The 13,543-nt window shown below is 53.4% G+C and carries 11 protein-coding genes; 4 read left to right on the forward strand and 7 right to left on the reverse strand.

The window, feature by feature from the left end:
• Nucleotides 1-4: 4 nt before the first annotated feature.
• Nucleotides 5-928 (reverse strand): M48 family metallopeptidase, encoded by a 924-nt coding sequence (locus tag M9H61_RS01885; RefSeq protein ID WP_250283054.1) that lies wholly within the window; start codon nt 926-928, stop codon nt 5-7.
• 172 nt (nt 929-1,100) lie between these two features.
• The gene (locus tag M9H61_RS01890) at nt 1,101-2,213 is read right to left on the reverse strand and encodes a DUF898 family protein (protein ID WP_250283058.1); all 1,113 of its coding nucleotides are present in this window, start codon (nt 2,211-2,213) and stop codon (nt 1,101-1,103) included.
• A gap of 519 nt (nt 2,214-2,732) precedes the next feature.
• On the opposite strand from M9H61_RS01890, the gene M9H61_RS01895 reads away from it, so the two are divergent.
• Nucleotides 2,733-3,443, forward strand: coding sequence for a TetR family transcriptional regulator (locus M9H61_RS01895; protein ID WP_068518094.1), 711 nt, complete (start codon nt 2,733-2,735; stop codon nt 3,441-3,443).
• 116 nt (nt 3,444-3,559) lie between these two features.
• Here M9H61_RS01895 and M9H61_RS01900 read toward each other — a convergent pair whose 3' ends face one another.
• The 5 genes from M9H61_RS01900 to M9H61_RS01920 all read right to left on the reverse strand — a co-directional run bounded on the left by M9H61_RS01900 (nt 3,560) and on the right by M9H61_RS01920 (nt 9,613).
• Nucleotides 3,560-4,399 (reverse strand): ABC transporter permease subunit, encoded by an 840-nt coding sequence (locus tag M9H61_RS01900; protein WP_101245943.1) that lies wholly within the window; start codon nt 4,397-4,399, stop codon nt 3,560-3,562.
• Entirely contained in the window at nt 4,396-5,325 is a 930-nt protein-coding gene (locus M9H61_RS01905; RefSeq protein WP_068518092.1) for an ABC transporter permease subunit, read from the reverse strand. The genes M9H61_RS01900 and M9H61_RS01905 overlap by 4 nt, the downstream gene beginning before the upstream one ends.
• A complete protein-coding gene (locus M9H61_RS01910; protein ID WP_101245944.1) occupies nt 5,322-6,488 on the reverse strand; it encodes an ABC transporter ATP-binding protein in 1,167 nt (388 codons plus the stop codon). Before M9H61_RS01910 ends, M9H61_RS01905 begins: the two co-directional genes overlap by 4 nt.
• 449 nt (nt 6,489-6,937) lie before the next feature.
• Nucleotides 6,938-8,038, reverse strand: a complete 1,101-nt coding sequence (locus M9H61_RS01915) for a polyamine ABC transporter substrate-binding protein (protein WP_068518090.1) — start codon at nt 8,036-8,038, stop codon at nt 6,938-6,940.
• Between the two features lie 225 nt (nt 8,039-8,263).
• Entirely contained in the window at nt 8,264-9,613 is a 1,350-nt protein-coding gene (locus tag M9H61_RS01920) for a glutamine synthetase family protein (RefSeq protein ID WP_068518283.1), read from the reverse strand.
• A gap of 270 nt (nt 9,614-9,883) precedes the next feature.
• On the opposite strand from M9H61_RS01920, the gene dgcN reads away from it, so the two are divergent.
• From dgcN to M9H61_RS01935, 3 genes are all read left to right on the forward strand, one after another.
• Nucleotides 9,884-10,888 carry an N-acetyltransferase DgcN gene (gene dgcN / locus M9H61_RS01925; RefSeq protein WP_068518089.1) on the forward strand — a complete coding sequence of 335 codons (1,005 nt, stop codon included), beginning with the start codon at nt 9,884-9,886 and terminating at the stop codon, nt 10,886-10,888.
• Between the two features lies 1 nt (nt 10,889).
• On the forward strand, nt 10,890-11,870 hold the full coding sequence (gene dgcA / locus M9H61_RS01930; RefSeq protein ID WP_101245946.1) for an N-acetyl-D-Glu racemase DgcA: 981 nt from the start codon (nt 10,890-10,892) through the stop codon (nt 11,868-11,870).
• A gap of 465 nt (nt 11,871-12,335) precedes the next feature.
• The gene (locus M9H61_RS01935) at nt 12,336-13,442 is read left to right on the forward strand and encodes a diguanylate cyclase (RefSeq protein WP_250283060.1); all 1,107 of its coding nucleotides are present in this window, start codon (nt 12,336-12,338) and stop codon (nt 13,440-13,442) included.
• Nucleotides 13,443-13,543 lie beyond the last annotated feature (101 nt).

Below are 13,543 nucleotides of genomic sequence, written 5' to 3' on the forward strand. Positions count from 1 at the left end.
TTGGCTAGAAACGGCAGATATTCTCGATGGCAAGCCAGTCGGCATAGGGAATGTCGACCTTGCCCGTCAACCGGGCTTCTTTGAACAGGGCAGATCGCCCGTCGGTATCGGGGTGGCTGCTTAAAAACTCCGGAATGGTGTTTTGCAAGCCATTTCTGGTGCGTTGATGGGACATCTTTTCCAGAAGCGCTGCCAGATCGTGGCTGGTGACCTTGGCCTTCCCCAAAAGATCAAGCGCATATAGATCGGCGTCATGTTCCATTTGGCGCGAATAACTGTGCTGAAACAGCAAATCAATCGGCGCGTCCAGCCCGCCACCAAACAGCCAGATCAGCTGACCGAGCCCGATCCCGTAGAACATTTTCCTAAGCCCGTGATGCATCTCGGTATGGCCGATCTCGTGGGCAAGGACGCCTGCCAATCCTTCGGGTGATGTCGCCATCTGCAGCAGGTCGGAAAAAAGGACAATCTGGCCACCGGGCAATGCGATTGCATTGGCCATTTCGCTGCGTATCACTGTTATCTCGTAGGTATAGTCAAGATCGCCGGACTTGATCAGCTGATGCATGATCTGATCAAGACCGCGTATTGCATCGGCGTTTGGCACGCAAACAACTTCTTCGTCGTTCTCTTCGTTTTCAAGTGCGAAGGCTGAGATGATTTGATCGCGGGCGATCTCGCCAAGGCGGATTTCACTGTCGCGCGGATAAACGTTCGAAAGCAGTTCTGCCGTAATTGGCACCCCAAACCACACCAATAGTCCGATACAGGCAACCAGTGCAGAAATGCCTCCAATCAGAAGAGCCCGAAATTTTGATGACCCCTCGGCAACCGTTAATTTCGGGAACTGCCTGATCAGCGTGTCAGTGAACGGACCTTTATCAATCACGATCCGCACACCATCATCCGTGTGCGGGCGAAGGCGCACGGGTTGCATTCCGGTCGGCTTTTCACAAAGGACCAGATTGTCGATTTGGTATGATCGTCGGCGATCATCATCAAGTTCAACGATCAGGTGACGGTCAGCAATTGTGACCGCCACATGATGCGACGTTATTGACAGACCGTCGAAGAAACGTGCCTGTCCTTGCGTGGGGTCGTCAGATTCCGCCAAGATCAAATGCCTCGGCAAGTCCTTCACCGGTCTTTGGTTCGCTACGTGCGACCTGCTGAACCGTGAAGCGGTCAATTTCACCAGTCATAGTAATGGATGAAACCTTCGCGGCAATAAGCGGTTGCACAAACATCGGCAACAGGACGATTTGCTGAACCGGGCCAAGCAGGACCAGAAACAGAAACGTCATCGCAAAGACAAATGGCATGTTGGGGCCGGCATTGCCACTTGCAGCGATAGAAGCACCGATAACCATAGAAAAGATCATGAAGATCAGTGCAAACAGGACCACCAAGGATATCAGCAAGACCGCATAGATCTTAAACAGCTTCTTTGGGGTAAGCTCCGACGAAAAGGCAAGGTTACCCAGTGATGTTTCACCTGTCGTATAGCGGAAGAACCAGGCCTGATACCGCGCCAATTGATAGGCTCCGAAACCAGCGCCGACAAGCCCGATTACAATGGCAAGCGGCAATAACACCTTCACCAGTGCCACAAATAACCCAAACGTGACCAGATAGGTCAGAAGTAAAATAAACCAGATAACAAGCCACTTCTTGAATGCGGGCGTGAACATGCCGCCAAAGGCCATCTGGGCATCGCCAAGCATCGTATGGTTGCGCTCATACTTCATTAGTTCGATGTCATAGTATGGTTTGCAGATACCGAGGGTAAGGCCGGTAAAGAAAAGGGAAACAAGCGCATTCCCTGCATACTTTAGCGATGATCCGCCAAGATGGCCGCGAATACCCCGCCACGATGTGCGCGACAGCCGGTATCTCTGTGCGCGGTACATGGCTATATGCATCAGGAAGATCAAAGGTATCCAGGTTGCAAGATCAATCGCGAAATTGATCCCGGCATTTCCAACCGGAACCTGCATGCGCGCATAAACGAAAAGGGCAATGAACGGGCCCGCACAGAGTGCGACAATCACAAAGCCCAGAAACAGTTCAAGCCCGCGTCCGGTATATTCAAGCCCATCACCGTCAATTCTGGTATGCGACCAGACATAACGACGTACCCGGGTCTTGGCCCAGAACCGAAAAATGCCCAGCGTCAAAATGGTCCAAAGGGCATTCCACATGGCAAGAGCCATGATCTTGTTCCATGTGCCGGTATATTCAAGTTTGTGATGTGTTTGATCCAAGGGTGGTTCAGAAAACACAACTTCGTTGTGATCTTCTGTTTCCGGAACATCACTTTGGTCATTGTCTCGATTCGTCATGAGCCCCTCGTGCCCTGTTTGCTTTTGCAAACGTGGTGAAGTGAAAAAGGCACCTGCTTGTGTCTCAGGTTGCTGATCTCCCCCGCACTAAGCTTTAGCGTGTAGTGAGCTCATGATCACTCACTCAAAAGGTTAGGTGAGATCGGAAATTGTACAATACGACTCGCCCAAAAACTGTACAGATTCGCGGAAAATGTTCAGAATTGCCAAGGTCGGTTGATTTATATGACTGCAATTCATCTAGTGGAAGAAGCTTTGCACAAGCAAAATCCCTGCTATTTCAAGGCGTCATCAAAATTGTCAATTTATTCTGGTTCCACGGTTTGACTTTTAGGTGAATTACAATGCAATAATATGCGCGGGGAAAAACGCTGGGGGAAGTTAACCAACATGGAACAAGAGAATCTTGTTCGTGCGCGTAGCCACGAACAGAAACTGAAGCGCCGTGCAGATATTCTGGATGCTGCACGCGAGCTGTATCTGGAAGGCGATGGAACGTTGCCATCGGCTGCCGAGGTCGCCCGCAAGGCCAATCTGGCAAAAGGGACCCTCTATCTTTATTTCTCAAGCAAAGAAGCACTCTTCCTTGAAGTGCTGCGCCATTTCCAGAAAGGCTGGTTTGAGAACAATCTTGATGTCATTGATCAGGAAGCACTGCGACGGCCAGAGGAACGGGATTCAACCCGTGTGGCGCGCGAATTTGTGCAGTATCTCGTGAAAAACGAAAAGTTCCTGTATCTGGCGTCCTTGTCACAAGGTGTGCTGGAATCGGGATCGGACGATGAAATGGTCGTCGGCCACCGCCGTTTTCTGGCATCAATGGTCAAACGTACGGCCGATGCCCTGGCCGAGCTTTACGAAATCACGCCGGACGATGCCAGCAAGCTGATGCGGTCATCCTATGCGCTGGTGATTGGCCTTTGGCAGATGTCGCAGCTGCCTGATCGCGTCAAAAAGCTGATGGAACAGAATGCGCTGACCAATCTGATCATTGATTTCGAAGAAGCTGCCGAAGAGGCTGTCGTGTCTTACTGGCAGGTGGCGGCACCTGGCATGAAATGCCGTGAAATGATGCGCCGTGCCGCATCTGGCGAGTGCTAGCACCGCGCACAGTGCGGTACAGATCGGACAGATCAGATAAATCGGATCACAATGCAAAACAGCGCCGGAATTTCTTCCGGCGCTGTTTTTGTTTGTAGCTTTGCAGGACCTGATGATCAGGTGGCCTCGGCACCGCCATTGGCGGCCCGGTTGCGCAGGCGTTCTGATCGCAGGATCAGGATGCTGGCAATCACAATCAGGATCGATACCGCCAGGATAATCAGCGTCGCAAGCGCGTTGATTTCCGGCGATACACCCAGACGCACCGATGAAAATACCTTCATCGGAAGGGTGGTCGAACCCGGCCCTGCGACAAAGCTTGCAATCACAAGATCATCAAGCGACAGCGTAAAGGACAGAAGCCACCCGGCCATCAATGCCGGAAGGATCATCGGAAGGGTAATCACGAAAAAGATCTTGCCCGGTTTGGCGCCAAGATCCATCGCCGCTTCCTCAACCGAAATGTCCATGCCTGACAGGCGCGATTGCACGACCACCGCGACATAGGCCGCGCAGAATGTCGTATGCGCAATCGTGATGGTCGAAAGCCCGCGTCCGGCCGGCCAGCCAATCAACTGTTCAAGGGTCACAAACAACAGCAAAAGCGACAGACCGGTAATGACTTCGGGCATGACAAGCGGGGCGGCAATCATGCCTGAAAACAGGGTTCGGCCCTTGAACCGGCCAAAGCGCGACATGACAAGCCCGGCCGGTGTGCCAAGTGCCAGCGCAAGCGTTGCAGACATCACTCCGATCCGCAGGCTGTTCCAGGCGGCATCGATCATGCCGTCATTGTTAAACAGCGACACATACCATTTGGTCGAAAACCCGGCCCAGACAGTAACCAGCTTGCCTTCGTTAAACGAATAGACAATGACCAGCAGGATCGGCACATACAAAAACGCAAAGCCGAAAACCAAAGCCGAAATCAGGAAGGTTGAACGTTTACCACTCATTGTTCGCGTTCCTCCTGCTTGGTCTGGATATGCTGGAACCACATGATTGGCACCACAAGGAAGATCAGCATCGCAATCGCCACCGCCGATGCAATCGGCCAGTCACGGTTGGCAAAGAATTCATTCCAAAGCGTTCGCCCGATCATAAGCGTATTCGGACCGCCCAGAAGTTCCGGAATAACGAATTCGCCAACAGCTGGAATAAACACCAGAAGCGACCCTGCCAGAATACCGGGCAGGGACAGCGGCAAGGTCACCTTCACAAAGGCCTGCCACGGTTTGCAGCCAAGATCCATCGCCGCTTCGATCAGGCTGATATCCATTTTCTCAAGCGTCGAATAAAGCGGCAGGATCATGAATGGCAGATAGGTATAAACAATGCCGACATAAACCGCGAACTCGGTCTGACGCATGATCAGCGGTTCGGTAATGATCCCCGTCCACATCAGGAATGCATTGATCAGACCTTCGCGGTCGAGAATGCCAATCCAGGCATAAACACGGATCAGAAAGCTGGTCCAGAACGGCAGGATCACCAGCATCAAAAGAACGCTGCGCATCGATCCGCGGGCGCGTGCAATCCCGTAGGCCATCGGATAACCGATCAAAAGGGTAATGATCGTGGAAATGGCGGCAATCCGGATCGAATTAAGATAGGCCGTGGCATACAGGCTGTCAGATAACAGGAACAGATAGTTCCCGAAATTAAGCGTGATCGTGACGCCTTCATCAATCCATGCAAACAGGGCGCTATAGGGCGGCTGTGCATATTCCGCCATTGAAAAACTGATCTTCAGAACGATCAGAAACGGCACAAGGAAGAACAGGAAAAGCCAGAAATAAGGGATCCCGATCACCAATACCCGGCCATGCTTGATCATCCAGCGGTCAAATTTTTGCTTGATGGTTAGCTTGTCACTGCTCATTTGTTCAGAACCGACGCAGCCCCGGCCTCCCACGATACCCACACGCTGTCTTCCCACGTATAGCGCGGCTCGATCTGGCGGGTGGAATTGGGTTCGGTGACCTTGATGCGTTTGCCGGTTTCAAGGCGCACGTGATAGGTCGAAATACCACCAAGATAACCGATCTCTTCGACCTTGCCCGACAGGCAGTTATATTTGGTGTCTTCCGGCGCATCCTTGGTCAGACGCAGGCGTTCCGGGCGCAGTGCCACCCAGAAAGTCATGCCTTCATGGCCCTGAACGGCGTGATCGATATAGATATCGCAATTGGCCTCGTCCGATTTGATGACCGCGTATTTTTCATCATCATCAACCAGAACGCCTTCGATCAGATTGACCTGGCCCAGGAAGTTCGCGGTATAGCGGCTGTTGGGATATTCATACAGCTCGAACGGGGTGCCGATCTGATTGATCACGCCTTCATTCATCACCGCGATACGTGATGCCATGGTCATGGCCTCTTCCTGGTCATGGGTCACCATGACAAAGGTCGTGCCGACTTTTTCCTGAATATTGACCAGTTCAAACTGGGTCTGTTCGCGCAGCTTCTTGTCAAGCGCACCCAGTGGCTCATCAAGCAAAAGCACCTTCGGGCGCTTGACCAGTGACCGTGCAAGGGCGACACGCTGACGCTGACCACCGGAAAGCTGATGGGGTTTGCGTTTGGCAAATTTGGTCATTTGCACAAGGGCAAGCATATCAGCAACCTGTTCCTTGATCTCGGCGCGCGAAACGCCGTCCTGAACAAGGCCGAACGCCACATTCTGTTCAACACTCATATGCGGAAACAGGGCATAGGACTGGAACATCATATTGGTCGGGCGTTCATAGGCCGGGACGCCGGCCATATCGACACCATCAATGAAAATCTTGCCCGATGTGGGTTCTTCAAATCCGGCAAGCATGCGCAGAAGCGTCGTTTTCCCGCAGCCCGAACCGCCCAGAAGGGCGAAAAGCTCGTGGCGATAAATATCAAGGGAAACGTCATCGACAGCGTAAAAGTCGCCGAATTTTTTGGTCACATTCTCGAAGCGGATATAGGGAACCGCATCTGGATTGTTCCAAGGTTGCGTCTTATGCACGTCCTCATGCGCGCGATCCAAAACCGCCTCAGGCACCAGCATTCTCCCCTTTTTCAGTGTCATGATGAACCGATTTGACCAGACGACAGTCCCTGATGATCTGCTGCGCAAGTTTTTGATTATTGCGTCGGCGCCGGGTGTCGGTTCGCTCTGATAACAGGATGAAGCAATTCTACAATCTGTAAAGAGGGGTGTGCGATATTTTGAACAACAAATATGATTTGCCGCCCAAAACGGCAGAAAATGGCCTTTGGGTGTTCAGAAAATGTGCATTCTTCGAACGCTGAGGATGGTGCGCGGACAGGCGGGGATTGTGTGACTGTCTTCACAGCTTTGCGAGTCACAGCCATGCCGGGGTGCGGGAGGTGGCCGGCACTGGGCGTCTGGCACTTGATGTCGCAGATAAGAAAAGGGCGCGATGAAAATCGCGCCCTTTGATGGTTCGTACTGTTTTGTTGACCGATCATCAGGGGATGATCGCAACGACAGTCTTACTGACCGGTTTTAAGCTTGGTCCAAAGACGGGTACGGGTACGCAGTTCGCGGGAACCCGGTTCGACTTTCGAACGCAGACGTTCTTTGACTTCCTGCGGCGGGTAGATGCCCGGATCGTTCAGGAGTTCCTCGTCAACCAGTTCCATTGCCGCCAGGTTCGGGGTGGCATAGGCAACATAGTTGGCAATGTCGGCTTCAACGTCGGCACGCAGCACATAATCAATGAATTTGTGTGCCAGTTCCGCATTCGGCGCATCGGCCGGAATCATCATGGCATCAAACCAGATCAGGGTGCCTTCCTTGGGGATGACATACTTGATCTCGTTGCCGTTGCCGGCTTCTTCGGCGCGAAGGGCAGCCATGCCAACGTCACCCGACCAGCCAACAGAAACACAGGTGTTCCCGTTTGCAAGATCGTTGATGTATTGCGAACTGTGGAAATAGGTCACGTAAGGACGGATTTTTTCCAGCTCGGCAATCGCGGTTTCAATCGATTCTGCGGACGGTGCGCCGTCTTCCATATTGCCAAGATAGAAGTTGACCAGCGGAACAACTTCGCCCGGATCATCCAGAAGGCTCAGACCGCATTTCGACAGCGGCTCGGCATATTTCGGATCGAAAATCAGTGACCAGCTATCGACCGGTGCGTCGTCGCCAAGGACTTCCTTGACCTTCTCGACGTTATAGCCATAGCCGTTCGTACCCCAGAAATACGGAACAGCAAATTTGTTGTCCGGGTCGTATTTGGCCTGCTGTTTCAGGATGACCGGATCAAGATTGCCATAGTTGGACAATTTCGATTTGTCGATTTCCTGGAAGATACCGGCCTTGATCAGGCGTTCGGCGTCGGCAAGGGTCGGGACAACAATGTCATACCCGGAATTGCCTGCCAGCAGCTTTGCTTCGACAACCTGGTTGCTGTCATACACGTCGTAGTTAACCTTGATGCCGGTTTCTTTTTCGAAATTGGCAATGGTTTCTTCGCCGATATAATCCGACCAGTTGTAGATGTTCAGAACATCTTCGGCCTGCGCCGCGCCGGCAAGGCCAACGGATGCAAGCACAACAAGGCTTGAAGATTTAAGAAGAGATTTCATTTCGCTGAGCCTCCCATGTGGCAGCGTTTGAAAAGTTTGGGCGTCCTGTTGTTTCATTCCCCCAGGACAAGAGGACACGTCCAATATCCTTCGAATGCATCAGGATATTGTCAAACACAAGATGGAAAATTGTGCATTTTTCGCATCAAGTGAAAATTTGGGCATTCGAGATGCAATAATCTTGCGCCGGGTTCAGGATCCCGGCGCAAAATTCGATCTGTGATTTTAAACGTTGAGCAACAGGTGCTCGCGTTCCCAGGCGCTGATCACGGTCTGATAGGCATCCCATTCCGCTTCCTTCACCGCCAGAACCGCGGCCGAGAATTCCTCGCCCAGAAGTTCTTTCAGCGGCTTGCAACGCTGGAATTTCGCCAGTGCCTCGTGGATATGACGGGGCAGGGAATGCGCGCGGTCATAGCCCGACCCTTCGATCGGTGACGTCGGTTCGACTTCTTCAAGAATACCCAGAAGACCACAGGCAAGGGACGCTGCCACTGCAAGATACGGGTTGGCATCGGCACCCGGAATGCGGTTTTCGATCCGGCGTGCGGCTGCCGGGCCATTGGGCTGACGCAGACCGACCGTTCGGTTATCAAGCGACCAGTGCATGTTGATCGGGGCATCCGACCAGGGCTGCAAACGGCGATAACTGTTCAGATTCGGTGCCAGAAGCGGCATGGCCGCAGGCAGATAACGCTGCAAGCCGCCAATATAGTTCAGGAACATCTTGGAGTTTTCGCCGTCATCATCGGCAAACAGGTTCTTGCCGGTATTGATATCGACAAGACTCTGATGAATATGCATGGCACTGCCCGGATGGTTGCCCATCGGTTTGGCCATGAAGGTACCATAGACTCCATGCTTAAGTGCGGTTTCGCGCAGCGTGCGCTTGAACAGGAACGACTGGTCGGCCAGTTCAAGCGGCTCACCATGGTTGAAGTTCATTTCAAGCTGGGCGGGACCGGATTCGTGGCTCATGGTATCGGCATCGATATCCATGGCTTCGCAATAGTCATAAAGATCTTCGATCAGCGGGTCGAACTCGTTGATCGCATCAATGCCAAACGCGTTCGATGCACGTTCCGGGCGGCCGGAACGGCCAATCGGCGGTTCAAGCGGGTTGTCCGGATCGGTATTTTTCGCCACCAGATAAAATTCAAGTTCCGGGGCAATGACGGGTTTCATGCCGCGTTCTTCAAATGCCTTGAGAACACGTTTGAGAACCCCGCGCGGCGAGGTCGAAACTTCCTCGCCAGAGAAGTGATAGCAATCGCAGATGATCTGGGCAGTCGGCTCCTCGTACCACGGCACGACGCGGATGGTTTCCGGATCGGGAACCATGACGACGTCTTTTTCCGCCGGGTCAAGGAATGCATCGGTTTCTTCCGGATAGCCGCCGGTTACAGTCAGGCAGAAAATCGCCTCCGGGATGGCAAGGCTTTTGGCTTCCAGACCGCGCAGAAACTTCTGCGTCGGCAGAACCTTGCCCCGGGCCACCCCTGACATGTCCGGTACAATGCATTCGACTTCTTCGATTTTTCGCTCAGATAGCCACTTCTTGAGATCGGTGCTCATATGTAGTCGGGCGCTTTCACGCCAGTCCTTCAAAATTGCATTTTCTTGCGTTTTTCGGGCCATTCCCGACAAATTTCACAAGAAAGAATGTTGGTCTTCGAAGAGTTTTGTATTTTATTTTGTTATTGTTTTGGTTTTTCGAATTATAGTCGAAATATCGGTGTGATCGTCGAAGATATCAATTCATATCTCTGGAACGACCCCACCATATTGCGGTATAACTGCTCCAGATTATAAGGGCAGCGCTTGGACGCTGGTCAAGGAGGTATTATGAAAATCGAACATCCCTATCTTATGTTTCTTGGTGACGCGCCGGACGAACTGGCTGCAAAAACCGCAATCGGCATCAAGCAGTGGCGCCCGGAATGGTGCGTCGGTCAGCTCAGCCTGCCGGGCTGTCAGGCTGATCTCGGTCTGCAGGAAATGACGATCGCCGAAGCAAAGGCCGCTGGCGTCAAAACCCTGGTTCTTGGTGTTGCCAACCGTGGCGGTATTATCGGCCCGGCATGGATGGAAACCCTGCTTGCCGCAATTGATGCCGGCATGGATATCGCAAACGGTCTTCATACTCGTCTTTCGACGATTCCCGAGCTGGTCGAAGCTGCTGCCGCCAAGGGTGTAAAGCTGTTTGACGTTCGCCACTTCGATGGCAAGGTCCCGGTCGGTAACGGCGAAAAACGTTCCGGCAAGCGCGTGCTGGCAGTCGGTACCGACTGCTCGGTTGGTAAAATGTACACCACTCTTGCCATTGATGCCGAAATGAAAAAACGCGGCATGAAGTCCGACTTCCGCGCAACCGGCCAGACCGGCATCTTTATCGCCGGCGAAGGCATCTCGGTTGATGCGGTGATTTCCGACTTCATCTCCGGTGCAGTTGAAACCATTGCGCCGGCCAATGATGCCGATCACTGGGACGTTATCGAAGGGCAGGGCAGCCTGTTCCACGCTTCGTTCTCGGGTGTGACCATGGGCCTCATCCACGGCTCCCAGCCCGATGCGCTGGTTGTCTGCCATGAACCGACCCGTGCGCATATGCGTGGTCTTCCCGGCTACAAGCTTCCGGATCTCAAGACCTGCATGGATGTCAATCTGATGCATGCCAAACTGACCAACCCGAACTGTGTGGTTGTCGGTTTTGCCATCAACACCAAGGCGCTTGACGATGCCGCCGCGACCAAGCTTCTGGCCGATATCGAGGCCGAATTCGGTCTTCCGGCTGTTGACCCGGTCCGCACCGGCGTTGCGTCGATCGTCGACAAGCTTCAGGAGATTTAAGTTGCCTCAACTCACTGTGATTTCCGAAGTCTTCCCCCTTGCACAGGTTTTCAAAATCTCGCGCGGGGCCCGGACCGAGGCACATGTGGTCAAGGTGACCCTGACGGACGGCACCCATACGGGCTATGGGGAATGCGTTCCCTATGCCCGTTACGGGGAAACGGTCGACGGTGTCATTGCTGATATCAATGCCCAGGCCGATGCCCTGTCGCGCGGCATGACCCGCAAGGAGCTTCAGGATGCCATGAAGGCCGGCGCGGCACGCAATGCCGTTGATTGCGCCTATTGGGATCTCGAAGCCAAGCGGTTCGGCCGTCGTGTCTGGGAAATGATCGGGCACAAGGCACCGGAAGGTCTGGTAACGGCCGAAACGCTCAGCATCGATACCCCCGACAACATGCGCGAAGCAGCACGCAAAATTGCCCATGCACCGTTGTTGAAGGTCAAGCTGAACGGGGAAAATGTTCTCGAATCCGTGCGTGCGGTTCGCGAAGGTGCCCCGACGGCCCGCATCATTGTCGATGCCAACGAAGCCTGGTCACTTGATCTGCTCGAAGATATCGGGGCCGAACTTGACGGGTTGGGAGTCGAAATGATCGAACAGCCGCTTCCTGCCGGTCAGGATGATGGTCTGATCGATATCGATTGCCCGGTTCTGCTATGTGCCGATGAGTCGGTTCATACGGTGGCAGACATTCCGCGTCTGGCCAATCTGTATGACATGATCAATATCAAACTCGACAAGACCGGCGGGCTTACCGGCGCGCTCGAACTTGCCGAAGCAGCATCCAAGGCAGGCATGCAAATTATGACCGGCTGCATGGTCGGGACATCGCTTGCAATGGCACCGGCCATGATCATCGGTGCAATGTCGCGCATTGTTGATCTTGATGGTCCGATCTGGATGGCAAAGGATCGCGACCACGCCCTGACCTTCAAAAACGGGGTGATGGGGCTTCCCGATCGTGCCCTTTGGGGGTGATGTCGATGCGCGCGGGTCGGTGATCTGTGCGCATCCTGTCATCTGACTGATATGTTTAAAAAGGCCGCCCCGGCATTCGGGTGCGGCCTTTTTCTTTTGCGCAATATGACCGCAGGTCGAATTGCCTTTGCTGTCATTTTGAAAAAGTTTCAGTTTTTTTAAAGCGATTCCAAAATTGAAACTTGAATAATTATCTTTTTTATCAATATGTTGCGCCACGGTTCTCGACGATGTTGCAAAGATCGCTATGTCGTTTGGATACGACCACCTCTAATGGATAGTTGTATCTTTGGTTAAATAAGGGAACCATGATGGTCACATTCGGGGACAGGTAGGTCCCTGAAATTATTGAAGGTGGAGCTGTTCTGCGTGCTATCTGATCTCTTCAGAGATAGTAGGCGCACTGCCGGGTCTTTGCGGTGTTGCTATCGTGACTTCCTCTATACGCCAAGACATGCGGAATTATTGCATCTGCGGCGTAAGGAAACGATTCTGCTATCGGCGCGTTTCGCCGCCTTCTTTGTGTTGGTGCTGATGCTGGCTGTCCCGTTCTGGGATGGTTCTCTTTCGATTGATATGTGGACCTCACAGGTCTTTGTGATGCGGCTGCTGGTGTCCGGGGTGGCCTTGGCCGTCATCACCAACCGGGCGGTCAGTGCGCGCTTGCGTCGGCACTTTCCCTATTTGCCGATGCTGATGCTGATTGTTGCGGTCTGTCTGCTGACGGTATTTTGCGGCAATGATCTTCAGGCGACCGAACGCATGCATACCGCGCACAGTTTCCTGATGCTGGGGCTGGTGGTGATGATTGCGATCATGCCCGTGACCCTGGTCGAAGCAGTCATGCTGTGTGTGCCGATTCTCGGGCTTCTGGTGGTCGGGGGCTATATCGACCTTGCCACCGGCATGATCCCGCTTGAATTGCTGTTGATGGTGCTGCTGCCGCTTGCGGTCTTTTCGGCACTGGTACAGCTCTATCGCACGATTGTCGCGGCCCAGGAAATCGCCATTGATCCTTTGACCGGCTGTTATACCCGTGCCTTTGGCATGGAAATGATCAAGGTCAGCTTTGATGGCGCTCTGCGCAAAAAGGTGCCCTATACGGTGGCCTTTATCGATCTTGATGATTTCAAACAGATCAATGACCGCTACGGGCACGACTATGGCGATCGCATTCTGGGTGAGGTCGGTGAAAATCTGGTTGCCCGGTTCCGGCGTTCCGATCTTGTCGTGCGCTGGGGTGGGGAGGAATTCCTGGTCCTGCTGCCCGAACTTGATCGCGCCCGCGCCGCCGAGGTCCTTGATCGTGTCATGGCACCGGGATTGGCCGCCCTTGAAAATGGTCAGGTCCAGAAAGCCAGCGTCGGTCTGTCCGAGCGGATCGAAGATGCAATCGCCTTGCCGCAAAACCTGATCGAACTGGCCGACCGCCGCATGTATGAAGCCAAAAAACGCCGCGATCATGATGACATGATTGCAAACGGGCTGTCCGGGCGCCGTCACCCGACCCGCAAGCCTGCTGGCGCACCCTGCAGCGCCAATGTCCAGTCGGTTGACCGTACCCTGAATTGATCGGTCCGATCCTGTATGCTCTTTGCCAGCATCGGGTAAAGGGCGGCGGCGGTACGTGCTCCTGTTCTTCACCTGACAATTTGCATCGGAAGCACCACAGC

It is taken from the genome of Thalassospira sp. GO-4, from assembly GCF_023588965.1.
Taxonomy (GTDB): Bacteria; Pseudomonadota; Alphaproteobacteria; order Rhodospirillales; family Thalassospiraceae; genus Thalassospira; species Thalassospira povalilytica.

Excerpts from the sequence above, each read along its gene's own strand:
- M9H61_RS01915 (WP_068518090.1), bottom strand. The coding sequence starts at position 8,038 with ATGAAATCTCTTCTTAAATCTTCAAGCCTTGTTGTGCTTGCATCCGTT.
- M9H61_RS01895 (WP_068518094.1), top strand. The coding sequence starts at position 2,733 with ATGGAACAAGAGAATCTTGTTCGTGCGCGTAGCCACGAACAGAAACTG.
- M9H61_RS01910 (WP_101245944.1), bottom strand. The coding sequence starts at position 6,488 with ATGCTGGTGCCTGAGGCGGTTTTGGATCGCGCGCATGAGGACGTGCAT.
- M9H61_RS01900 (WP_101245943.1), bottom strand. The coding sequence starts at position 4,399 with ATGAGTGGTAAACGTTCAACCTTCCTGATTTCGGCTTTGGTTTTCGGC.
- dgcN (WP_068518089.1), top strand. The coding sequence starts at position 9,884 with ATGAAAATCGAACATCCCTATCTTATGTTTCTTGGTGACGCGCCGGAC.
- M9H61_RS01920 (WP_068518283.1), bottom strand. The coding sequence starts at position 9,613 with ATGAGCACCGATCTCAAGAAGTGGCTATCTGAGCGAAAAATCGAAGAA.
- M9H61_RS01905 (WP_068518092.1), bottom strand. The coding sequence starts at position 5,325 with ATGAGCAGTGACAAGCTAACCATCAAGCAAAAATTTGACCGCTGGATG.
- M9H61_RS01890 (WP_250283058.1), bottom strand. The coding sequence starts at position 2,213 with ATGGCTCTTGCCATGTGGAATGCCCTTTGGACCATTTTGACGCTGGGC.